This is a genomic window from Streptomyces zingiberis, assembly GCF_012034935.1.
Classification (GTDB): domain Bacteria; phylum Actinomycetota; class Actinomycetes; order Streptomycetales; family Streptomycetaceae; genus Streptomyces; species Streptomyces zingiberis.
This window is the reverse complement of record NZ_JAATEN010000022.1, coordinates 36,233-57,545: the sequence shown is the minus strand read 5'-3', so window position 1 is coordinate 57,545 and position 21,313 is coordinate 36,233. Positions and strand designations below refer to the sequence as shown.

General features: G+C 71.8%; 28 protein-coding genes and 1 pseudogene. 4 read left to right on the top strand and 25 right to left on the bottom strand.

Annotation, left to right across the window (positions count from 1 at the left end):
* Position 1 precedes the first annotated feature (1 nt).
* From rplE to HCK00_RS22390, 17 genes and pseudogenes are all read right to left on the bottom strand, one after another.
* The gene (gene rplE, locus HCK00_RS22470) at positions 2–562 is read right to left on the bottom strand and encodes a 50S ribosomal protein L5 (RefSeq protein WP_168103846.1); all 561 of its coding nucleotides are present in this window, start codon (positions 560–562) and stop codon (positions 2–4) included.
* Positions 562–885, bottom strand: coding sequence for a 50S ribosomal protein L24 (rplX, locus tag HCK00_RS22465; protein WP_168103845.1), 324 nt, complete (start codon positions 883–885; stop codon positions 562–564). Before rplX ends, rplE begins: the two co-directional genes overlap by 1 nt.
* Positions 886–888: 3 nt before the next feature.
* Positions 889–1,257, bottom strand: a complete 369-nt coding sequence (gene rplN / locus HCK00_RS22460) for a 50S ribosomal protein L14 (protein ID WP_019707831.1) — start codon at positions 1,255–1,257, stop codon at positions 889–891.
* A gap of 128 nt (positions 1,258–1,385) precedes the next feature.
* Complete coding sequence (rpsQ, locus tag HCK00_RS22455; RefSeq protein ID WP_030542569.1) at positions 1,386–1,670, bottom strand: 30S ribosomal protein S17; 285 nt, start codon at positions 1,668–1,670, stop codon at positions 1,386–1,388.
* On the bottom strand, positions 1,670–1,894 hold the full coding sequence (gene rpmC / locus HCK00_RS22450) for a 50S ribosomal protein L29 (protein WP_168103844.1): 225 nt from the start codon (positions 1,892–1,894) through the stop codon (positions 1,670–1,672). Before rpmC ends, rpsQ begins: the two co-directional genes overlap by 1 nt.
* A complete protein-coding gene (gene rplP, locus HCK00_RS22445) occupies positions 1,894–2,313 on the bottom strand; it encodes a 50S ribosomal protein L16 (protein WP_168103843.1) in 420 nt (139 codons plus the stop codon). Before rplP ends, rpmC begins: the two co-directional genes overlap by 1 nt.
* Positions 2,314–2,316: 3 nt before the next feature.
* Positions 2,317–3,147 carry a 30S ribosomal protein S3 gene (rpsC, locus tag HCK00_RS22440; protein WP_168103842.1) on the bottom strand — a complete coding sequence of 277 codons (831 nt, stop codon included), beginning with the start codon at positions 3,145–3,147 and terminating at the stop codon, positions 2,317–2,319.
* Positions 3,147–3,494 (bottom strand): 50S ribosomal protein L22, encoded by a 348-nt coding sequence (gene rplV / locus HCK00_RS22435; RefSeq protein WP_168103895.1) that lies wholly within the window; start codon positions 3,492–3,494, stop codon positions 3,147–3,149. The genes rpsC and rplV overlap by 1 nt, the downstream gene beginning before the upstream one ends.
* 43 nt (positions 3,495–3,537) lie before the next feature.
* Positions 3,538–3,819 (bottom strand): 30S ribosomal protein S19, encoded by a 282-nt coding sequence (gene rpsS / locus HCK00_RS22430; RefSeq protein WP_168103841.1) that lies wholly within the window; start codon positions 3,817–3,819, stop codon positions 3,538–3,540.
* A 12-nt stretch (positions 3,820–3,831) separates the two neighbouring features.
* Positions 3,832–4,668: a 50S ribosomal protein L2 gene (gene rplB / locus HCK00_RS22425; protein ID WP_168103840.1), complete on the bottom strand. Its 837-nt coding sequence runs from the start codon at positions 4,666–4,668 to the stop codon at positions 3,832–3,834.
* 47 nt (positions 4,669–4,715) lie between these two features.
* A complete protein-coding gene (gene rplW / locus HCK00_RS22420) occupies positions 4,716–5,048 on the bottom strand; it encodes a 50S ribosomal protein L23 (protein WP_168103839.1) in 333 nt (110 codons plus the stop codon).
* Positions 5,048–5,722 carry a 50S ribosomal protein L4 gene (gene rplD / locus HCK00_RS22415; protein ID WP_168103838.1) on the bottom strand — a complete coding sequence of 225 codons (675 nt, stop codon included), beginning with the start codon at positions 5,720–5,722 and terminating at the stop codon, positions 5,048–5,050. Before rplD ends, rplW begins: the two co-directional genes overlap by 1 nt.
* A gap of 4 nt (positions 5,723–5,726) precedes the next feature.
* Entirely contained in the window at positions 5,727–6,371 is a 645-nt protein-coding gene (rplC, locus tag HCK00_RS22410; protein WP_168103837.1) for a 50S ribosomal protein L3, read from the bottom strand.
* A 13-nt stretch (positions 6,372–6,384) separates the two neighbouring features.
* A complete protein-coding gene (gene rpsJ, locus HCK00_RS22405; RefSeq protein ID WP_159481494.1) occupies positions 6,385–6,693 on the bottom strand; it encodes a 30S ribosomal protein S10 in 309 nt (102 codons plus the stop codon).
* Positions 6,694–7,325: 632 nt separating this feature from the next.
* Positions 7,326–7,736, bottom strand: a pseudogene (gene panD / locus HCK00_RS22400) (aspartate 1-decarboxylase); the annotation flags it as partial.
* 214 nt (positions 7,737–7,950) lie between these two features.
* Entirely contained in the window at positions 7,951–8,247 is a 297-nt protein-coding gene (locus HCK00_RS22395) for a hypothetical protein (RefSeq protein WP_240965996.1), read from the bottom strand.
* 96 nt (positions 8,248–8,343) lie between these two features.
* Positions 8,344–9,198, bottom strand: a complete 855-nt coding sequence (locus tag HCK00_RS22390; RefSeq protein WP_168103836.1) for an IS5 family transposase — start codon at positions 9,196–9,198, stop codon at positions 8,344–8,346.
* A 233-nt stretch (positions 9,199–9,431) separates the two neighbouring features.
* Here HCK00_RS22390 and HCK00_RS22385 point away from each other — a divergent pair, with 233 nt between their 5' ends.
* The gene (locus tag HCK00_RS22385) at positions 9,432–9,671 is read left to right on the top strand and encodes an integrase core domain-containing protein (RefSeq protein WP_168103835.1); all 240 of its coding nucleotides are present in this window, start codon (positions 9,432–9,434) and stop codon (positions 9,669–9,671) included.
* A 144-nt stretch (positions 9,672–9,815) separates the two neighbouring features.
* Here the strand turns inward: HCK00_RS22385 and HCK00_RS22380 are convergent, their stop codons facing one another.
* From HCK00_RS22380 to HCK00_RS22370, 3 genes are all read right to left on the bottom strand, one after another.
* Positions 9,816–10,475, bottom strand: a complete 660-nt coding sequence (locus HCK00_RS22380) for a nucleotidyl transferase AbiEii/AbiGii toxin family protein (RefSeq protein ID WP_168103834.1) — start codon at positions 10,473–10,475, stop codon at positions 9,816–9,818.
* Entirely contained in the window at positions 10,472–10,834 is a 363-nt protein-coding gene (locus HCK00_RS22375) for a hypothetical protein (RefSeq protein ID WP_168103833.1), read from the bottom strand. Before HCK00_RS22375 ends, HCK00_RS22380 begins: the two co-directional genes overlap by 4 nt.
* A 648-nt stretch (positions 10,835–11,482) precedes the next feature.
* Positions 11,483–13,078 (bottom strand): thiamine pyrophosphate-dependent enzyme, encoded by a 1,596-nt coding sequence (locus HCK00_RS22370; RefSeq protein WP_168103832.1) that lies wholly within the window; start codon positions 13,076–13,078, stop codon positions 11,483–11,485.
* Positions 13,079–13,225: 147 nt separating this feature from the next.
* Between HCK00_RS22370 and HCK00_RS22365 the strand changes: the two genes are divergently transcribed.
* Positions 13,226–13,987 (top strand): IclR family transcriptional regulator, encoded by a 762-nt coding sequence (locus HCK00_RS22365; RefSeq protein WP_168103831.1) that lies wholly within the window; start codon positions 13,226–13,228, stop codon positions 13,985–13,987.
* Here the strand turns inward: HCK00_RS22365 and HCK00_RS22360 are convergent.
* Both HCK00_RS22360 and HCK00_RS22355 read right to left on the bottom strand, forming a co-directional pair.
* On the bottom strand, positions 13,968–14,600 hold the full coding sequence (locus HCK00_RS22360; protein WP_206320750.1) for an ATP-binding protein: 633 nt from the start codon (positions 14,598–14,600) through the stop codon (positions 13,968–13,970). The genes HCK00_RS22365 and HCK00_RS22360 overlap by 20 nt on opposite strands.
* 32 nt (positions 14,601–14,632) lie before the next feature.
* Entirely contained in the window at positions 14,633–14,950 is a 318-nt protein-coding gene (locus tag HCK00_RS22355; protein WP_168103830.1) for a recombinase family protein, read from the bottom strand.
* 217 nt (positions 14,951–15,167) lie between these two features.
* Here HCK00_RS22355 and HCK00_RS22350 point away from each other — a divergent pair, with 217 nt between their 5' ends.
* Positions 15,168–16,052, top strand: a complete 885-nt coding sequence (locus HCK00_RS22350) for a helix-turn-helix domain-containing protein (protein WP_168103829.1) — start codon at positions 15,168–15,170, stop codon at positions 16,050–16,052.
* The gene (locus tag HCK00_RS22345) at positions 16,052–16,261 is read left to right on the top strand and encodes a DUF397 domain-containing protein (protein ID WP_168103828.1); all 210 of its coding nucleotides are present in this window, start codon (positions 16,052–16,054) and stop codon (positions 16,259–16,261) included. Before HCK00_RS22350 ends, HCK00_RS22345 begins: the two co-directional genes overlap by 1 nt.
* Positions 16,262–16,435: 174 nt before the next feature.
* On the opposite strand, the gene HCK00_RS22340 is transcribed toward HCK00_RS22345, so the two are convergent.
* Genes HCK00_RS22340 through HCK00_RS27895 form a run of 3 tightly spaced genes read right to left on the bottom strand, consistent with a single transcriptional unit; the run spans position 16,436 to position 21,308 of the window.
* Positions 16,436–18,268, bottom strand: coding sequence for an ABC transporter ATP-binding protein (locus tag HCK00_RS22340; protein WP_168103827.1), 1,833 nt, complete (start codon positions 18,266–18,268; stop codon positions 16,436–16,438).
* On the bottom strand, positions 18,265–20,004 hold the full coding sequence (locus HCK00_RS22335) for an ABC transporter ATP-binding protein/permease (RefSeq protein ID WP_168103826.1): 1,740 nt from the start codon (positions 20,002–20,004) through the stop codon (positions 18,265–18,267). Before HCK00_RS22335 ends, HCK00_RS22340 begins: the two co-directional genes overlap by 4 nt.
* On the bottom strand, positions 20,001–21,308 hold the full coding sequence (locus HCK00_RS27895; RefSeq protein ID WP_240965994.1) for a nitroreductase family protein: 1,308 nt from the start codon (positions 21,306–21,308) through the stop codon (positions 20,001–20,003). The genes HCK00_RS22335 and HCK00_RS27895 overlap by 4 nt, the downstream gene beginning before the upstream one ends.
* Between the last annotated feature and the right edge of the window lie 5 nt (positions 21,309–21,313).

The window sequence follows — 21,313 nt, the reverse complement described above, 5'->3', positions numbered from 1 at the left end:
GTCAGTTCTCCTTGAACGGGAAGCCGAGGTGACGCAGGAGGGCACGGCCCTCTTCGTCGTTGGTCGCCGTGGTGACCACGGTGATGTCCATGCCCCGGACCCGGTCGATCTTGTCCTGGTCGATCTCGTGGAACATGACCTGCTCCGTGAGACCGAAGGTGTAGTTGCCCCGGCCGTCGAACTGCTTCGGCGACAGGCCGCGGAAGTCGCGGATGCGCGGCAGCGCGAGCGACAGCAGCCGGTCGAGGAACTCCCACATGCGGTCACCGCGGAGGGTGACATGGGCGCCGATCGGCTGGCCCTCACGCAGCTTGAACTGCGCGATGGACTTCCGGGCCTTGGTGACCGACGGCTTCTGGCCGGTGATCGTGGTGAGGTCGCGGATGGCGCCCTCGATCAGCTTGGAGTCGCGGGCGGCGTCGCCCACACCCATGTTGACCACGATCTTCGTGAGACCCGGGGTCTGCATGACGTTCTCGTAGGAGAACTCCTCACGCAGCTTGCCCGTGATCTCCTCGCGGTAGCGCTGCTTGAGACGCGGGGTCACTGTGGTGGCAGTCATCAGATGTCCTCACCGGTCCGCTTGGCAACGCGGATCTTGTTGCCTTCGTCGTCGAAGCGGTAGCCGACGCGCGTGACGACCTTCTTGCCGTCCTTCTCCACCACGAGCTGGACGTTGCTCACGTGGATCGGGGCCTCGGTCGTGACGATGCCACCGGTCTTCGAACCGCGGGCGGTCTGGCCGGCCTTGGTGTGCTTCTTGACCCGGTTGACACCCTCGACCAGGACACGGTCCTCGCGGGGGAAGGCCTGGATGACCTTGCCCTGCTTGCCCCTGTCCTTGCCGGTGATGATCTGGACCAGGTCGCCCTTCTTGATCTTCATCGGTTACAGCACCTCCGGCGCGAGCGAGATGATCTTCATGAACTTCTTCTCGCGCAGCTCCCGGCCCACCGGGCCGAAGATGCGGGTGCCGCGGGGGTCACCGTCGTTCTTGAGGATGACGGCCGCGTTCTCGTCGAAGCGGATGTACGAGCCGTCGGCGCGGCGGCGCTCCTTCACCGTGCGAACGATGACCGCCTTGATGACGTCACCCTTCTTCACGTTGCCGCCGGGGATCGCATCCTTCACGGTGGCGACGATGACGTCACCGATGCCCGCGTAGCGGCGACCGGACCCGCCGAGCACACGGATGCAAAGGATTTCCTTCGCACCCGTGTTGTCGGCGACCCGCAGTCGCGACTCCTGCTGGATCACGTCTATCTCCTGATCGTCTGCCGGTTCCCGGCAGGGACTCCGCAGAGTCCCTGCCGAGCCTGGCGGAACTGGCCTGAGGGGAAACCTCAGGTTCTCTCACGCCGTCCCCGGCGGGAACGGCTCCTGGCTTACTTCGCCTTCTCGAGGATCTCGACGATGCGCCAGCGCTTGGTGGCGGACAGCGGCCGGGTCTCCATCAGGAGGACGCGGTCGCCGACACCGGCAGCGTTCTGCTCGTCGTGCGCCTTGAGCTTGTTGGTACGGCGGACGACCTTGCCGTACAGGGCGTGCTTCACGCGGTCCTCGACGGCGACGACGACGGTCTTGTCCATCTTGTCGCTGACCACGAGGCCCTCACGGGTCTTGCGGAAGCCGCGCTCGTTCTTCTCTGCAGTCACATTCGTCTCGCTCATCAGGCGCTCTCCACCGTCTCGATGCCGAGCTCGCGCTCCCGCATCAGGGTGTAGATCCGGGCGATGTCCTTGCGGACGGCCTTCAGCCGGCCGTGGTTCTCCAGCTGTCCGGTCGCCGCCTGGAAGCGGAGGTTGAACAGCTCCTCCTTGGCCTCGCGAAGCTTCCCGACGAGTTCCTCGTCGCCCAGCTCACGCAGCGCGGACGCCTTGGTTTCGGTCGCCATCACGACTCACCTGCCTCGCGCCGGACGATCCGGCACTTCATCGGAAGCTTGTGGGCGGCGCGGGTCAGCGCCTCCCGGGCAACCTTCTCGTTCGGGAAAGACAGCTCGAACATCACCCGACCGGGCTTGACGTTCGCGATCCACCACTCCGGGGAACCCTTACCGGAACCCATGCGGGTCTCGGCCGGCTTCTTCGTCAGCGGGCGGTCCGGGTAGATGTTGATCCAGACCTTGCCGCCACGCTTGATGTGACGGGTCATGGCGATACGAGCAGCCTCGATCTGCCGGTTCGTCACATAGGCCGGGGTGACGGCCTGGATGCCGTACTCGCCGAACGCCAGCTCCGTACCACCCTTGGCCATGCCACTGCGCTTGGGGTGGTGCTGCTTGCGGTGCTTGACCCTCCGAGGGATCAGCATGGGTCAGCTCTCCTTTCCGGCAGCGCTCGGCTCGGCGGCAGCGGCTGCGGGGGCCTCGGCCTTGGCCTCGGCCGGAGCGGACTGCTGCTGCGGCTTGCGACCGCGGCCACCGCGCTCTCCACCACGGCCGCGGGGCGCCCGGTCGCCGCCACCGCGCGCGGGACGGTTACCCGCCCGGGCGGCGGCGTTCTCGGCGCGCACCTCGGCGATGTTCTTGACGTCGCCCTTGTAGATCCACACCTTCACACCGATCCGGCCGAAGGTCGTCTTGGCCTCGAAGAAGCCGTAGTCGACGTTGGCGCGGAGGGTGTGCAGGGGCACCCGGCCCTCGCGGTAGAACTCCGAGCGGGACATCTCGGCGCCGCCGAGACGGCCACCGCACTGGATCTTGATGCCCTTGGCGCCGGCCTTCATCGTCGACTGCATGCTCTTGCGCATGGCGCGACGGAAGGAGACGCGGGAGGAGAGCTGCTCCGCGACGGCCTGCGCGACCAGCTGGGCATCCGTCTCGGGGTTCTTGACCTCGAGGATGTTCAGCTGGACCTGCTTGCCGGTGAGCTTCTCCAGCTCACCGCGGATACGGTCGGCCTCCGCGCCGCGGCGGCCGATGACGATGCCCGGCCGGGCGGTGTGGATGTCGACGCGGACGCGGTCACGGGTGCGCTCGATCTCCACCTTGGAGATACCGGCGCGCTCCATGCCCTTCGTCATCATCCGGCGGATGGCGACGTCTTCCTTGACGTAGTCCTTGTACAGCTTGTCGGCGTACCACCGGGACTTGAAGTCCGTGGTGATGCCGAGCCGGAACCCGTGCGGGTTAACCTTCTGGCCCATTACCGGGTTCCTTCCTTGCTGCTGACGACCACGGTGATGTGGCTGGTCCGCTTGCGGATCCGGTAGGCGCGGCCCTGGGCGCGCGGACGGAACCGCTTCAGGGTCGGGCCCTCGTCGACGTACGCCTCGGAGATGAAGAGGCTGCCGGCGTCGGTGTGGTCGTAGTTGTGCGCGGCGTTGGCGATGGCGCTGTCGAGCACCTTGGCCACCGGCACGCTCGCGGCCTGCGGGGCGAAACGCAGGACCGCCTGGGCCTCCGTGGCATCCATGCCACGGATGAGGTCCACCACACGGCGGGCCTTCATGGGCGTGACGCGGAGGTACCGCGCCTGGGCCCTGGCTTCCATGGTTGTCCCTTCGGTGTCTGTCATGGTCTTCGCACTCCGCCCGTCAGCGACGCTTCGACTTGCGGTCGTCCTTGACGTGGCCGCGGAAGGTGCGGGTCGGCGCGAACTCGCCGAGCTTGTGGCCGACCATCGACTCGGTGACGAACACCGGGACGTGCTTGCGGCCGTCGTGCACCGCGATCGTGTGGCCGAGCATGGCCGGGACGATCATCGAGCGGCGGGACCAGGTCTTGATGACGTTCTTGGTGCCGGCTTCGTTCTGCGTGTCCACCTTCTTGATGAGGTGGTCGTCGACGAAGGGCCCCTTCTTGAGACTGCGCGGCATCTGAACCCGCTCCTAGCGCTTCTTGTTCGTCTTGCGGCGGCGGACGATGTACTTGTTGCTGGCCTTCTTCGGCGAGCGCGTACGGCCTTCCTTCTGACCCCACGGCGAGACCGGGTGGCGACCACCGGAGGTCTTGCCCTCACCACCACCGTGCGGGTGGTCGACGGGGTTCATCACGACACCGCGGACGGTCGGACGGACGCCCTTCCAGCGCATCCGGCCGGCCTTGCCCCAGTTGATGTTCGACTGCTCGGCGTTGCCGACCTCGCCGACGGTGGCGCGGCAGCGGACGTCGACCAGGCGGATCTCCCCGGACGGCATGCGGAGGTGGGCCATGGCCCCCTCCTTCGCGAGCAGCTGCACGGAGGCACCGGCCGAGCGGGCGAACTTCGCGCCGCCGCCCGGCCGCAGCTCGATGGCGTGCAGCGTGGTACCGACGGGGATGTTGCGCAGCGACAGGTTGTTGCCGGGCTTGATGTCCGCGGCGGGACCGTTCTCGATCCGGTCGCCCTGCTTCAGGCCACGCGGGGCGAGGATGTAGCGCTTCTCGCCGTCCGCGTAGTGCAGCAGCGCGATGCGCGCGGTGCGGTTGGGGTCGTACTCGATGTGCGCGACCTTGGCCGGCACGCCGTCCTTGTCGTGCCGACGGAAGTCGATCAGGCGGTAGGCACGCTTGTGGCCACCGCCCTGGTGGCGGACGGTCACACGACCGGCGTTGTTACGGCCGCCCTTGCTGTGCAGCGGGCGGACCAGCGACTTCTCCGGCGTGGACCGCGTGATCTCGACGAAGTCGGCGACGGACGAGCCACGACGGCCCGGGGTCGTCGGCTTGTACTTGCGGATACCCATTTCTCAGTCCTCGGAAGATTCCGGACTTCAGGACGTTCCGGTCTCCGTCAGGAGACCGGGCCGCCGAAGATGTCGATTCGGTCGCCCTCGGCGAGGGTCACGATGGCGCGCTTGGTGTCCTTGCGCTTGCCGTAACCGGTGCGGGTGCGCTTGCGCTTGCCCTGGCGGTTGATCGTGTTGACCCCGGTGACCTTGACCGAGAAGACCGCCTCGACGGCCTGCTTGATCTGGGTCTTGTTGGCGCGCGGGTCGACGACGAACGTGTACTTGTTCTCGTCCAGCAGCGCGTAGCTCTTCTCCGAGACCACCGGCTTGACCAGGATGTCACGGGGGTCCGTGAAGGTCTTGCTGGTGACCGCGGTGGCAGTTGCCTCGCTCATCAGGCGTTGCTCCCTTCGAGCTCGGCCTCGGAGGCGACGGCCTTGCCGGCCGCGGCGGGACCCGCCACAAAGCGCTCGAAGGCGGCCTTGGTGAAGACCACGTCGTCGGAGACGAGCACGTCGTACGTGTTCAGCTGGCCCGGCTCCAGGAGGTGCACCTGGGGCAGGTTGCGGGCGGAGAGCCACGCGGCCTCGTCGGACCGCTCGGCGACCAGGAGCACGTGCTTGCGCTCGCTGACCTTGCCGAGCAGGGTCTTGGCGGCCCTGGTGGAGACCTCGCCCTCGACCACGCCGGAGACGACGTGGACACGGCCGTGGCGCGCCCGGTCGGAGAGGGCGCCGCGGAGGGCGGCGGCCTTCATCTTCTTCGGGGTGCGCTGCGAGTAGTCGCGCGGCACGGGGCCGTGCACGACGCCACCGCCGGCGAACTGCGGCGAGCGGGTCGAGCCCTGGCGCGCGCGGCCGGTGCCCTTCTGGCGGTACGGCTTCTTGCCGCCGCCGCGGACCTCGCCACGGGTCTTGGTCTTGTGCGTGCCCTGGCGGGCAGCGGCCAGCTGGGCGACGACGACCTGGTGGATCAGCGGGATGCTGACCTGCGCGTCGAAGATCTCCGCGGGGAGCTCGACGGTCCCGGCCTTGTCGCCTGCCGGCGAAAGGATGTCAATGGTGCTCATTACCTCAAGCCCCCTTGGCCGCGGTACGGACCAGGACGAGGCCGCCGTTCGGACCGGGCACGGCTCCCTTGATCAGGAGCAGTCCCTTCTCCGCGTCAACGGCGTGGACGGTCAGGTTCTGGGTGGTGACCCGCTCGTTGCCCATGCGGCCCGCCATGCGCAGGCCCTTGAACACGCGGCCCGGGGTGGCGCAGCCACCGATGGAGCCCGGCGAGCGGTGCTTGCGCTGGGTGCCGTGCCCGGCGCCGAGGCCGGCGAAGCCGTGGCGCTTCATGACACCGGCGGTGCCCTTGCCCTTGCTCTTGCCGGTCACGTCGACCTTGGTGCCCGACTCGAACACCTCGGCGGTGACTTCCTGGCCGAGGGTGTAGTCGGACGCGTCGGCCGTCCGCAGCTCCACCAGGTGGCGGCGCGGGGTGACGTCGGCCTTGGCGAAGTGGCCCTTGAGGGGCTTGTTCACCTTGCGCGGGTCGATCTCGCCGAAGGCGATCTGGACGGCGTCGTAGCCGTCGGAGTCAGCGGTACGGACCTGGGTCACGACACAGGGACCGGCCTTGACGACCGTCACGGGAACGACGCGGTTCTTGTCGTCCCAGACCTGCGTCATACCGAGCTTCTCGCCCAGGACGCCCTTGATCTGCTTAGCCATCTCGCGCGTCACCTCAGAGCTTGATCTCGATGTCGACGCCCGCCGGCAGGTCGAGCCGCATGAGCGAGTCGACGGTCTTCGGCGTGGGGTCGAGGATGTCGATGAGGCGCTTGTGCGTACGCATCTCGAAGTGCTCGCGCGCGTCCTTGTACTTGTGCGGCGACTTGATGACGCAGTACACGTTCTTCTCTGTGGGCAGCGGCACCGGGCCCGCGACCGACGCACCAGTACGTGTCACCGTCTCGACGATCTTCTTCGCCGAGGTGTCGATGACCTCGTGGTCGTAGGCCTTGAGCCGGATGCGGATCTTCTGTCCCGCCATGGCTACTTCGTAGTCCTGTCTCTCGTAACGCTCCGGTACCCGGCGGGCCGGTCACCTTCTCTCCGACCCACGCGGTCGGGCGTGTCGCACTCCCGCCGGTACACGTCTCCATAAGGAGATCCCTGCTACGGGGGGTGCGGCGCGAGCCGCGGGCCGGGGGAAGACACCCACCGGGTGCCTGGCTGAGACCCCGCTGACGCTTCCCGGAAGATTCCCGTACTTCCGCCCCTGAGAAGGGGCGACGAGTACCGCGGGACTCGCTTCCGGTCCTCCCGGCGGGAGGCGCGCAGCATCGGCACTCAACCGAGCAACCTGGACAGTGTGCCACAGGGGAGGGAAGCCATGCCAATCGGCCCGGGACCGTCACACCGGGGGCCGAACGGCCCGGCGGGTCTCCGCGCTCGGGAGACCTCTTCCCCACCCGGCGGTCCCGCTACACCTCCCGCCCGCCGCGCTTCCCCCCGCCGCCACGAGGGCACGGGCCGGGACCGGGACGCGGCGGCTCCCACCGCGCGCGCCGGGGCGCGGTGCGCCGGGCGCGCGGTGCCTCAGAGCGCCGCCGGCACGGGGGCGGGGGCCGCAGCGGGGACGGCTGTGGGGAGCGCCGCGGGAACGACCGTGGCGGCGCCCGCGACGGCCTGCGGGCTGCGCCGCTGGTCGCTGCCGGGCACCGGCTCGGAAGGGTCGCCGCCGAGGGCGACGACGCGGTTGTCCGCGTCCACGTGCACCACGCGCGGGGTCATCCGCCGCGCCTCGGCGTCCTCGACCTGGGCGTAGCTGATGAGGATGACGAGGTCACCGGGGTGGACCAGGTGGGCCGCGGCCCCGTTGATGCCGATCACCCCGGAGCCGCGCTCACCCTCGATGACGTAGGTCTCCAGCCGGGCACCGTTGGTGATGTCCACGATGTGCACCAGCTCGCCCGGGAGCAGGTCGGCGGCGTCCAGCAGATCGGCGTCGACGGTGACGGAGCCGACGTAGTGCAGGTCGGCCTGGGTCACGGTGGCACGGTGGATCTTGGACTTGAACATGGTGCGCAGCACTTTGGACTCCTCTAAGACGGCTCCCTGCCCGCTTTGTGCAGGTCAAGGGCGGTCTCGACTTTACACCGACACGCCCGTCCGATGTTTGTGAGGAACATCGCTCCGGCCTGGCTGGACGGCTTCCCGCCTGGGTTTCCTCTCAGTGGGCGGTTCGTAAGGTGATGCCCGTTTCCGGCTGAGGTTGGGGCAAGGCCGGTGGCGAAGGTTCCGTCGGCTATTGCTTCCTGGTGAAGTTGCCGGTGTCGGCCTCGGCGATGATCCCGAGTTTGACCAGGCGTTTCAGCTTGGCGCGGGTGCCTTCGACGTTCTTCGGCAGCAGTTCGTGGCCGAGGGCTTCGCAGACGTCCTTGGCCCGTAGCGGCCCGGTCTCGTGGTTGAAGACGGCGAGGATGCGGGGGTAGTCCAGGTGCTCGGGCAGCTCCGGCGCGACAGCCGGGAGCCGGTCGGCGAGGCCGGTGACGGTCTTGCGGGTGATCGCGAGGTGCTCCAGGTGCGTCTCGGCCTCCCGCAACCGGGCATGCAGGCCGTCGATCTGTGCGCGGAGGTCGTCGGCCAGGACCCGGGCGGCGTCTTCCTGGAGGTCCAGGGCGTCGAGCAGGGGCTGGATTCACGCTGCCACCGCCTGCGGCTCGCGCCAGGTGGGTGTGTTCGCGCCGGTGAGGCGTCGGGTCATGACGTGGGTCATCGCCCAGTAGACGCGGGAGGCGGAGGAGGAGGGGCGGTGCTCGTAGTCGCGGACCAGGCGCCGGTGCAGTATCAGGATCCCGTAGGTCTGCTCGACCCTCCACCGCTTCGGCTGCGGCACGAACCCCTTGACCTGTGGGTTGCGTGCGACGATCTCAACGTCAACGTCAACGCCCAGGCCGGCGCCGTGCATGACGACCTGGTTCTTGAAGCCCTGGTCGACCAGGGCTTGCCGGACAGTCCCGCCGGCGTGCTCGGCGACCTGGTCCAGCAGGACGATGCCCGCGGCGTTGTCGTGGGTGTTCGCCGCGAGGACGACGACCGCGACGACCAGGCCGAGGACGTCCACAGCAAGGCCCCGCTTGCGGCCCAGCACCCGCTTGGCCGGATCGTGCCCGGTCGTGGCGGCGGGGACCCCGGCGGCCACGTGGACACTCTGGGTGTCCAGCACCACCAGGGTCGGGTCCTCTAACCGCCGGGCGCGCTCGCGGACCTGGCAGCGCAGCAGTTCATGGATGACCTGGTCGGTCCCGTCGTCCCGCCACGCGGCGAAGTAGTAGTACGTCGCGCTCTTGGGCGGCAGGTCGTGCGGGAGATAGGCCCACTGGCAGCCGGTCCGCCCCTGGTAGAGGATCGCGTTGACGATCTCCCGCATGTCGTAGGCGCCCCGGTGGCCGCTGACCGAGCGGTGCCGGTCCTTCCACGCGGTGATCACCGGCTCGATCGACGACCACTGCTCGTCCGATAAGTCACTCGGGTACGGCTTACGTTCACTCACCCGGCCACATCACCAGATCATCAACCGCGGACCGGCAGATTCCGCCCCGCCGCCACACGATCAGGCGACAGCGGATCCACTCAAAGACTCACGAACCGCCCACTTACAGTCCCCGTCCCGGGCGAACCGGCCTTCGTCCTGTGCGGCTGGGCCTCGTACAGGTCCTCGGGCCTTCGTCTCCAGCGCGGGCAGGGCGGCGGCCACCGGGTCGCCGGCTGGGTGTCTTCCAGCCCATGGGCTGGGTCGGCTCCTGCTTCGACAATGCCGTCAGCGAGGCGTTCAACAGCGTGCTGAAAGTCGAGTACGTCCACCGGCAAGCCTTCGCCACACGCATCGAGGCCCGGATCCGAATCGCGACCTGGACCACCGACTTCTACAACAACCGTCGGCTGCACAGCGTGTGCGGCTTCAAGAGCCCGATCGACTACGAACACGACTACTGGGCCAGCCTCGATGAGGAGCTGGCTGCATAGGAAGGTCTCCACGATTCGAGGGATTGACACATCCGCGGTGCAGCGCAGCCACCCACCGTGGACGGCTCCGGGTTGGAACCTGCTGGCTACACCGCATCCTCTCGTTGCAACGGCGGTAGAGGGGATGGACGCGATGACCGCCTCTCAGGCGTTCTCGTCATGGATCCGCGCGCCCAGGTCCTCCACCCACTCCAGCGCCCACGCCTTGAGTTCTTCGATCTGCCGGGAGGTGAGCCCGTACGCGGTGTAGTCCTCGTCCTCGTACCAGTCCGCGCCGATGAGCCGGTCCCGGAGGTCTTCGAGGCTGAACTCGTCGTGGGCGCGACGGCGGCCCAGGGATTCGAGGTCGGCGGTGGAGCGGTGGCGGGAGGCGGCCTGGACGTCGATGAGGTCACGGACGGTACCGCGGTCGGCGAGGGCACGGACCTTGGTGGCGATCACGTCATCGAGGGAAAGAACGGGGCCGTAGGGGGTCTGAGCGGGCGGAGCCCAGAACGCCTCCTTGAGGACGTCGACCTCGCACTCCTCGCCGGTGTCCAGATCGGTGACGAGGAAACGGCCGCTGAGCGGATCAGTCTGGACGTGGGTGGTCCGCCATCCGCGCGCGCTGAGACCCGCCGTGAGTGAGGCGACGATCTCCTGCATGGGAGCGGGGTTCTCGGTGGCGACGTCGAGGTCGCGGCTGAAGCGTTCGACCAGGCCGTGGGCCTGCACGGCGTATCCGCCGGTGAGGACCAGGGGGTAAGGGGAGCCGATGTCGAGGATGTCGGCGAGGAGACGCTCGTGGAGCGGAGTGAGCTTCACGCGGCGGTCGTGTCGGCCGGAGCGGTGCGGAGCAGCTCGGGGAAAACGTCCTCCCAGGCCTCGCGGATGTAGGGGCTGATCAAGCGCCGCAGCACGGGCCACTGCTCTGTGAGCAGCCGGTGGTGCAGGAGTGCCACCAAGTCCTCACTCAGTCCTTCGGCGAGGACGGTCCGGTAGAGCGTCATGCGGGACTTCGGACGGTCCAGGCTGTAGCTCGTCCGCCCGGACCAGACGATGTGGAGCGGCAGGTCCACGGTGCCCTCGACGGGGCCGGCCAGCTCCTGCAAGCGCTCGGGCAGTCGGCTGCGGTAGCGGTCCCGCAGCACCTCGGCGCGGGGTGCGGTGGTCGTCGTGTCCATGTATCCAGTATCGCTGCTGGGAAGCGACGGCATGGCGGATACGGGGTCCCCTGTCGCACGTACGGGTCGGGCGGCCACCCGCCCTTCTCGGACATCTCACCCAGTGGGCGCTTAGCGCATCCTCGCCTACCCGTGCAGGCCCCCAGGTGGCGCGGCAACCGGCTGCCCTGCACGCCCGGATGCCCTGCACGCCCGGACCAGCCCGCCTGCGGGCGCGGGTGATCATGACACAGCAGGTCACACGGAGGGCCGCCGCGGTCGGACCGGCTGCGGCTTCGGTGGGAGCCAGAGACCTGTCGAGGTCACCCGTCGTGGCGGCCACCTGGTCAGCAAGCTGGGACACTCCCGCGCCCGATGCTGACCGTTTGCTGACCTGAGCGGGGCCATCAAGCCTCTGACCTGCGGAAACATGCAAACGCTAGCTCTTGGACTTGAACAAGGTGCGCAGCATGAGGATCTCCCGACTCGTCTGCTCCCTGCCCGCTGCCTGCGGGTCAAGGGCGTCCCTTCGGAGACTACAACGATCGGCGGGGGCGGTCAGGGGCCCCCGGCTGTCGCGGGACTCACACGGACACCGGGGTGTGGCGGCGGGAACGGGATCGGCCGGGGGCGACGGAGTGGGGGCGCGGGAGCGGGGCCGGCCGCGCGTCAGGCGGGAGGCGCGGGGTCCGCCGTCACGGCGACTTCGAGGACGAGGGGTTCGGTGCGGTTGCCGAGCGTGGGCGTCAGCTCGTCGAGCGTGCGCAGCAGATCGCCGTGGCCGGTGACGGTGCGCGCCGGGCACCCCAGGGACCGGGCCAGGCCGGCCACGGAGACCTCGGTGAACGCGGGCCACGGGGCCTTGCCCCCCTGTTCCGCCGCGAGCTGGTCCATGATCGCGTAGCGGCCGTTGGCGAGGACCACGAAGATCACGCCGACCCCGTAGTGCGCGGCCGTCCACAGCGCCTGGATCTGGTACAGGGCGGAGCCGTCCCCCGCCACCGCCACGACCGGGCGGCCGGGCGCCCCCATCCGTACACCGATCGCGGCGGGCAGCGCGAAGCCCAGGCCGCCCATCGCCGCGCTGAGGAACCCCAGCGGCTCCCGGGCGGGCAGGAGTTCGTGGAGCCGGGTGCGGCTGGACGGGGTCTCCTCCACGACCACGGTGTCGGCCGGCATCCGCCGCGCGAGGGCGGCGAGCACGTGTTCGGGGCGGAGCGGCTCGCCCGGCGCCGGCGGTGCGGGCGACGGCGGGCGGGCCGCCGCGAAGGTGGCCGCGCGGGCGGGGGTCCGCTCCGCCAGCGCGGCGCAGAATCCGGGCAGCGGCGCCACGACGGCCAGGCCGACGGGGGCGCGTTCGGCCTCGGCCGGATCGTCGGTGACCAGCGCGAGCCGGGTGGTGGCGGGGGCCAGGGGGCCGTCCTGGTATCCGTACTGGCGCAGCACCGGCGCGCCGACGGCGAGGACGAGGTCGTACGGGGCGAGGATCTCGCGCAGCTCGGCGCGGCCGGCGGGCAGATGGCCGGCGAACTGCGGGTGGTCCTGCGGGAAGCCGGCCCGGGCGCCGAACGGCTCCTGCCACACCGGGCAGCCGAGCCGGCCGGCCAGGGTGGCCAGCGCGTCCCAGGTCCTGCGGTCGTCCGCGCCGGCCCCGGCCACCAGGGCGGGCGAGCCGGCCCCGGCGAGGAGGCCGGCGACGCGCTCGACGAGGTGGGGGTCGGCGCCGGTGGAGTGGCGCAGTTCGGCGGGCGCGGGGACGGGCAGGTCCTCGGCGGGCCGCCCCCAGTCGTCCATGGGGACGATCACCAGCGCCGGGCCCCGCTCGCGCCGCGCGGCGTGGACGGCGCGGCCGATCGCCCCCGGCACGTCCTGGGCGCGCACCGGGGTCTCGGTGCGGACCGGGTAGTCGCCGCCGAGCCCGTCGAGCCGGCCGGCCAGGAACGGCTCCTGGGCGAGGTGCCCGCGGTCCTGCTGGCCGACCAGGACGACCATCGGGGCCCGGTTGACGCGCGCCGTGGCCAGCGCCCCGGCGGCGTTCCCGAGACCCGCGGTGGTGTGCAGCAGGACGACCGCGGGCCGGTCCCGGACGAGGGCCCAGCCGGTGGCCGCGCCGACGACCGAGCCCTCGTGCAGCGCGAGCACGAACTCCAGGTCGCCGGGGAGGTCGGTGAGGAGCGGCACCTCGGTGGAACCGGGGTTGGCGAAAATCCTGGTCATGCCGTGCCGGCGCAGCACGTCGAAGGCGGCGTCGCGAACGGTGCGCACGAGGGGTCCTCTCGGAAAGGGGAGATCCGGGGGCAGGCGGGCGTGATTCTTCACCACGGAAAAAAATGATGAGATACCGGAGCCTCTGAGCTGCGAGGCTACGAATGATGCCGGTGTGGCGAAATGCCCTCGGCTATTCTTTCTGCTATGCCGAATCACTCGTCCGACCCGTACGGCGCGACCTCCGCGGCCAACACGCTGCGCACGCTGCTCTTCCTGCGCGACCGGGGGGCGGTCCGGGTGACCGAGCTCAGCGGCCACCTCGGCGTCGCCGCGTCCACCGCGCACCGCCTGCTCTCCACGCTCCGCGCCCACGGCTTCGCCGAGCAGGAGACCGGCGGCAAGCGCTACCGGCCGGGCCCCGCGCTCCTCGGCCTCCGCGCCGGTGTGGACGAGGACACCCTGCGGCGGACCGCCCGCCCCCACCTGGAGCAGCTGCGCGACGCCACCGGGGAGACCGCCAACCTCCTGGTGCCGCACGGCCCCGACGTCTACTTCCTCGACGGCGTCGAGGGCCCGCACCCGCTGCGGGTCTCCCCCCGCACCGGCGACCACGTCCCCGCCCACGCCACGGCCGCGGGCAAGGCCCTGCTGTGGGACCTGCCCCCGGAGGCCGTACGCGAGCGCTGCGCCGCCGGCCTGGCCGCGCTCACCGAGACCACGCTCACCGACCTGGGGGCCTTCCTCGCCGACCTGGAGGAGAGCCGCGGGCGGGGTTACGCCCTCAACGCCGGCGAGAGCGTCACCGGCGTCCACGCCACCGGCGTGCCCGTCCACGACCGCTCCGGCCGCTGCGTCGCCGCCGTCACGCTCTCCGCCCCCGCCACCCGCCTCGACCACGCCCGCGCGGCCGAACTCGCCCCGCTGATGCGCCGCACCGCCGGAAGGATCACGGCCGGTCTGGGCTGAGGACCCCGAGCGGCACCCGGCCGCGGGCCCGCACCGCTCGGGTCATGCCCGTGTGCCGCGCCATGAGAAGGCCACCAGAAGGCCACCTCCACCCGGTCGGCACACGCCGCAGAAACCCAACGTCCGGCCGCACAGGCCGGATCGTTGAGCGTGCCGACTTCTCACGCCGGGGCAGCGGTGTGGGCCGGGGTGGCCGTACGGCCAGTTCCGCCCAGACCACCTTGCCGCTCACGGCGCGCGGACGGTACGAACCCCACCGCTCGGCAAGCTGCTGCACGAGCAGAAGTCCACGCCCGTCCTCGGCGTCATCGTCGGCCTGCATCGGAGTGGGAGCTTCAGGCGATGCGTCCCACACCTCAATGACGATGCTGTCCCGCAGACCAACCAGTCGCACCTGAACGAGGTTGAGCTTCTCCAACTCACCCCACGTCGGGTGATCGGTGAGAACCCCGGTGGCCGTGACCGCGTTGGTCACCAGTTCCGACGTGATCAGAAGTGCGTCGTCCTCGACGAACGCCGCCTGCCACTTGAACAGGGTGAGCCGCAGGAAGTGACGGGACGTCGAAACGGCCGAGCGGACCGCTGCCAGCGACAGCTGGTCGAAGAAGCGCACGTCCTGCGGACGGTACGGTCGCGATTGGCCCGTCATGCGCACTCGTCCAGGCTGATGACCTCTGCACCGGTGACCCACGACAGGTGCGCCAGCATGGCGTCCTGGAGCGGCTTGCCGAGCGCCAACTCCCGGTAGGACGTCACGACAACGTGCTTCGCCTCGGCGTGCTTCACCGCCTCGATCAATTCCGTGAATGCCGCCTGCGCCCCCATCACGTACTCGTGGAATACGGCCGCCAGCTGGTAGCCGTTTCTTGCCGCGTAGGAGTTGAGGTCGTCGCGCTTCTTCTTCGCCTCCTCGTCACTCATGCCGTCGGGAACGCGCATGTAGCCAAAGATCAGCGGATTCATCGCTCTCCGGTCTCCTTCACCACACCTGGGATCGCATGGGGCGCCTGTGGGTCACCCGTGGGGCCACCGAGTGAAGCACTGGAGTACTCGAATATGCAACACTCCAGATTGAATATCCGATGGCGGAATCTTCGAACAGATATTTCCTATTCCGCAATGACAATGCGAGGGATTCCATATCGGATGTAAGGTGGGTTCCAGATCGGAGGTACATCAAGTGGCAGGAGCGGCAAGCGGCTCGACCGTGCCTCGCCGTCAACTCGGGCGGCACCTGCGTGAGCTGCGCAATCGTGCGCGACTGACCGTACGCGCGGCGGCGACGGCCCTGGAGTGGTCGGACCAGAAGATCTGGCGCATCGAGACGGGGCAGACGTCCATGCGCAGCCTGGATGTCGAGGTCATGTGCCGGGTGTACGGTGCTGGCGCCGAGTTGACCGAAGGCCTGATGGGTCTGGCCAAGGAGACGAAGAACCGGGGGTGGTGGCACTCCTACGGCGATGTGATTCCGGCGGGGTTCGACCTGTTCATCGGGCTGGAAGGCGCGGCTGCCGACATGCGGCAGTACATCAAGGACCTCGTGCCGGGGCTGGTGCAGACGGAGGACTACGCCCGCGTCCTGATTCAGGCGGACAACCCCGACGTCGATCCCGATGAGATCGAACGTCGCGTGCACGTTCGCCTCGCGCGTCAGGAGCTGCTGACCAGGGTGACCGCTCCGCCTACCCTGGAACTGGCCCTCGGTGAAGCAGTGCTCCGGCAGCCGATCGGCGGCGGCGAAGTGATGACTCGCCAGTTGAACCGGCTGGCGGAGGTGATGGACATGCCGAATGTCTCGCTGCGGATCGTGCCGTTCTCGGCAGGCGTGCACCAGGGACTCATGTCCGGCCCGTTCACCATCCTCCGTTTCCCTGTCAACGGTGACGGCCGGCCGATGGAGCCGCCCACCGTTTACATGGAGGGCTTCACCGGTGACCTCTACCTCGACAAGTCGCACGAGATCGAGCGGTACGACCGGGCGTTCACATCGATCTGGGAGGCGGCCATGGAGGCCGACGGCACACGGAACATGCTTCGACAAGCGGCAAAGGAGTTTGCGCGATGATGAGTTCAGACCTTGCGGGTGCGGTGTGGCGTAGGTCCAGCCACTCTCAGAACAACGGCCAGTGTGTAGAGGTCGCCTTCCTGGCCGATGGACGGGTGGCCACGCGTGACAGCAAGGACAACGGAGTCGGCCCGGCCCTCGCCTTCGCCCCTGGCAAGTGGGCCGCGTTCAACGGCGGCATAGTGGATGGTGAGTTCGAGCAGCGGTAGCACCGTCCGTCGGTACACGGCGGTTGGAGCGCCCGGCCACGCGACCGGTCGGGCGCTCTTTCGGTGCGCGCCCACGCCGTCGGCGTGACGCGCGTCCACCACTGCCGGTCGCCCGGCCCTCGGCCGCGCTCTCAGGCCCCTCACGGCCCGCCGGGCGGGGACGGGTGGCCTCGCTCAGGAGGGGGTCGTGGCGAGGAGGTGGTTGAGCGCGCTGTCCGGGCGGGCGGTGAGCTCCTCCCAGGTGCCCTCCTCCGCCACGCGGCCGTCGCGGAGGACGGCGATGCGGTCGGCGCGGCGGATGGTCGCCGGGCGGTGGGCGATGACGATCGTGGTGCGGCCCTCCGCCGCCAGCGCGGTGGCGAGCCGGGCGTCGCCGGCGTTGTCCAGGTGGGCCGTGGACTCGTCGAGCACGAGGACCCGCGGCCGGACCAGCAGCGCGCGGGCGAGGGCGACGCGGGCCCGCTGGCCTCCGGAGAGGGTGGCGCCGCGCTCGCCGACGAGGGTGTCCAGCGGGGCGATCCGGTCGACGCCGCACCGCCGTGCCGCCGCGGCGAGTTCCGAGCCGTCCGCGTCGGGCGCGGCGAGCCGCAGGTTCTCGGCGAGGGTGCCGTGGAAGAGCGGGGTGTCCTGCCCCACCAGGACGACGGCGCGCCGCAGTTCCGCGTCGTCCACCTCCCGCAGATCCACGGGGTCGCCGCCCTCCGGCAGCAGCTGGACGGCTCCGGCGGACGGGTCCCAGAAGCGGGCCAGCAGATGGGCACAGGTCGACTTGCCGGCACCGGAGGCGCCGACCAGGGCGAGGGTCCGGCCCGGGGGGACGGTCAGGCGGAGGCCGTCCAGCACGGGCGCGCCGCCGTAGCCGAAGCTCACCTCGTGCAGCCGCACGCCCAGCGGTCCGGGAGGCAGGGGGCGGGGCGCGGCGGGCGGCGGGGCGAGGGCGGGGGCCCGGACGGCCGCGCGGACCCGGGAGGCGGCGGCGCGCAGCGCCACGGCCTGGCTCAGGGCGCGGGCCGACTCGGCGACGGGGCCCAGGACGGACAGCGCCAGCGCCAGCGCCGCCGGAGCCCACGCGCCGTGCAGCCGGCCCGAGGTGACCGAGTGCGCCACCGTGGCCACCACGCCCAGCGCCGCGAGCACGATGAGGAGGTCGCGCGCCGCGGCGGCGACGGTCTCCCAGGTGGCCTCGGATCGCTGGGCCCGGCCCACCTGCCGCCCCCGCCGGGCCAGTGCGCGGCGGCGTTCGGCGAGGGCGCCGAAGGCGAGCAGTTCACGCAGCCCGTCGACGGTCTCCACGGTGTCCGCCGACAGCCCCGCGACGGCGGTGCGGGTACGGCCGCCGCGCGCCGCGCGGGCGCGCGCGTCGGCGAACGGGGCCGCGGCGAGCAGCGCCGCGACCGGCGCCACGACCGCCACCAGCCACGGCTCCACCGTGGCGAGGACCACGGTGGCCCCGGAGAGGACCGTCCCGGCCGCCAGCAGCTGGGCGGTGGTGTGGGCGTAGAAGAACTCCAGCGCCTCCACGTCGGCCATGGCGGTGGCCGCGAGGTCGCCGCTGCGCCTCCCCGCGACCCGGGCGGGCGCGCTGCGGGCGAGCCCGTCGAAGACACGGACCCGCAGCACGGCCAGCACCCGGTAGGCCAGGTCGTGCGAGAGGTCCATCTCGCGCCAGGTCATCAGGGCGCGCACGGTGACCAGGGCGAGGAGCGCGGTGACGGTGCCGGCCGAGGGGGCGCGCCCGTCGAGGACGGCGGTGCCCACGGTGTGCGCGGCCAGGGTCAGCAGCGCGACGAGGGAGCCCTGTTCGAGGAGGGCGGCGGCGCAGGTGCGGGCCGTCAGGGCGCGGTGCGCGGCGAGCGCGGGGAGCAGGGCGCGCAGCGCTCCGCGCGTGGGTGCCTCCGGGCCCGGGGTGCCGGGGCCGGCCGCCGGGGTGCCGGCGGTGCCGGTGTCGGTGTCGGCGGTGGCGTTGGCGGTGGTGGTGCCGGCGGCGGTGGTGGCCGTGGTGCTCATGCGGCGAGTTCTCCCCGGGGGACGCGGCCCGCCTCGACGAGCCGCGTGTAGAAGCCGTCGGCCTCGATCAGGCCGGCGTGCGCGCCGGCCGCGTCCACCCGTCCGGCGTCGAGGACGACGATGTGGTCGGCGTGGCGGACGGCGGCCGGCCGGTGGGCGACCACCAGGACGGTCCGGCCGCGCGTGGCCGCCGGCAGTTCCCTGACGATGTCCGCCTCGCGGCGTTCGTCGACGGAGCTGGTGGCCTCGTCGAGGACGAGCACCGGCGCGTCGGCCAGCAGGGCCCGGGCGAGGGCGAGGCGCTGGCGCTGGCCGCCGGAGAGGGTCGCGCCGCGTTCGCCGAGGACGGTGGCGTACCCGCCGGGCAGGGCGGCGATCTCGTCGTGGACCCCGGCGGCGCGGGCCGCGCGGGCCAGTTCGGCGTCCGTGGCGTCCGGCCGGGCGAGGCGCAGGTTGGCGGCGATGGTGGCGTGGAAGAGGTACGTCTCCTGTGAGACGACGGCGATGCCCCGCCGCAGCGAGTCCAGCGCGTACGCGGTCGTGGGACGGCCGTCCAGGGTGATCCGGCCCTCCCGGGGGTCGTGGTGGCGCAGGAGCAGGGCGAGGAGCGTGGACTTGCCCGCGCCGGACGGCCCGACGATCGCGGTGGTCCGCCCCGCCGGCGCGGTGAAGGAGACGCCGCGCAGGGCGGGCGCCGGGGCGCCGTCGTAGGTGAACCCGACGTTCTCGAAGCGCAGTTCGGGCGGGCCCGGCCAGTGCGCGGGCACGGTCCCGCGGTCCGGGACGGCCGGCTCGGCGGTGCGCAGGGCCGCGAGGCCGTCCGCGGCCGAGGCCCCCAGATACCCGGCGTGCCACTCGCGGGCGAGGTCCCGGACCGGCCGGAAGCACTCGGAGGCCAGCAGCAGCATCAGGTAGGTCCCGGTCGCGGTGGTGGATCCGGTGACGGCCGACCGGCACGCCAGGAGCGCGGCGGCGGCCGTGCCGCCCTGGACGGCGAGGTCGGTGAGGCCGGTGCCGGCCAGGGACACCCGCAGTTTCGCGACGGTCGCCCGGTGCAGCGCGGCGGACCGCTCCTCCAGGCGGGCACGGGTCCGGCCGACGGCTCCGGCGGCGCGCAGGGCCGGCATGCCCTGGAGGGCTTCCAGGTAGTCGGCGCCCAGCCCCTCGTAGGTGTCCCAGTGCTCCTTGCCGCGGGCGGCGAGCAGCCGGTCCCACAGGCGCGGCCCGGCCAGCGCCAGCAGCAGGGCGGGCACCAGCCCGAGCAGGGCGGCGGGTTCCACCACGGCCAGCGCGGCCAGGACCAGGGGCGGCACGGCCAGGGTGACCAGGAGCTGCGGCAGGTAGCGGGAGACGTAGGCGTCGACGCCCTCCACCCCCTCGACGAGGGTGGCGCGGACGGCTCCGGCCCGCACGGTGGCCGGCCAGGAGGGCCCCAGCCGCCCGAGATGGGCGAGGAGTTCGTCCCGCAGGGCGACCCGGGCCCGGGCCCCGCCACGGGTGGCGGCGCGCCGCTGCGCGAGGGCCAGCCCGGCGCGGGCGGCGACGACGGCGAGCACCGCTGCCAGCAGCCACGGGAGGCCGCCGGTGTCGCCGCGGGCCAGGCCGGCGAGCGCGAGGGCCAGCAGCGCGGCCTGCGCCAGGTGGGTGAGGGTCACGGCGCCCTGGAGCAGGGTGGCCGCGAGCAGGGGGCGCCGTACGCGCCATGCGGCGCGGCGCAGTTCGGGATGGACGATCACGGGGGTTTCTCCTCGTCGGCGTGGTGGGTGCCGAGGGCCAGGGCGTGCACGACCCAGTCCCGGCCCGGGGCCGCTCCGAGCGCGGCGCCGAGGTCCGCCTGCTGCCAGGAGCCGACGGGCCGGGCGGCCAGCCCGTGGCGCCGGGCGGCGATGTGGGCCAGGTGGACGGCGAAGCCGGCCCGGAGATGAGCGCGGCGGATGTGCGGGGCGCCGGCGTCCGCGGGGCAGCCGTGGGCGAGCAGGACGGCGCCCGCGTCCGCGAGCCACGCCTGGCCCGCGGCCCAGGCGGCGAGCGCGGGCCGGGCGTCGCCCGCCGCGTACCGCCGCAGGGCCGTGCCGTCACCGGCCGGTTCCACCAGGCCGGGCTCCGGTGGGCCGACCGCGGCGCACCAGCGCAGCTCGCCGCCGCCCGCCCGGGCAGCGGTGGTGAGGACCGCGTGGAGCGCGTCCCGCGGCGGGGTGCCCGGCAGCGGGGGCGGGGAGCTGCGGCGGGCCAGCAGTTCGGCGGCGGTGGGCGGACCCCCCGGCACCTGCGGGACGCGGGCGTCCTCCGGCACCTGCCGGACGCGGGCGTCCTCCGGCGTCCGGGGGACGTGGACGCCATCCGGCGCCTGCGGGCCAGGGGTGCCGGCGGTCCGGCGCACCGGGCCGGGCCCGGCGGGCGGCGGGACGTGCCCGGCGGACGGCCGGATGTGCCCGCCGGGCGGCGGGATGCGCGCGGGGCCGGGCGCCGGGATGTGCACGGTGACCAGGGGGTGTTCGGTGCGTCCGTCCAGCCGCACCCGGGGCTCGCCGGAGCCCGGCGCGCGGGCCGCGAGGACGAGGGCAGCGGCGGCGTGCCCGGTGTCCAGGAGCAGCAGCGGCCAGGCGCGGTGGCCGTAGTGGGAGGCCGTACGGCGCGCGGTGACGGAGAGTCCGGCGGTCAGGCCCGGTGGTGTGCCGTGCGGTGGCCCGCCGAGGTGGTGCACCTGGTGGCGGAGCGGGTCGTAGCCGTAGCGGCCGGGCGGCAGGGAGCAGCCCTCGCCCACGGCCAGTTCGGAGTCCACCGGGTGCAGGGCACCGGCGGACGGCGTGGGGCGCAGGCGCCCGGAACCGTCGGAGGCCGCCAAGGACAGCCGCAACAGGGTGTGCAGGTCGAGGGAGCCCGGGCCGGCCTCCGGGATCGGGTGCGGCGGCCCCGGCCAGGACCGGACGGCGCCGCCGGCCGGTGCGTCGGGGCCGGGGCGCTCCGGGGAGCGGGCGCGGGCGAGGGCGGCGGCGAGATCCACCGGGCGGTCCTCGTCCTCAGGGGAGCGGTGTTCCACGGTGG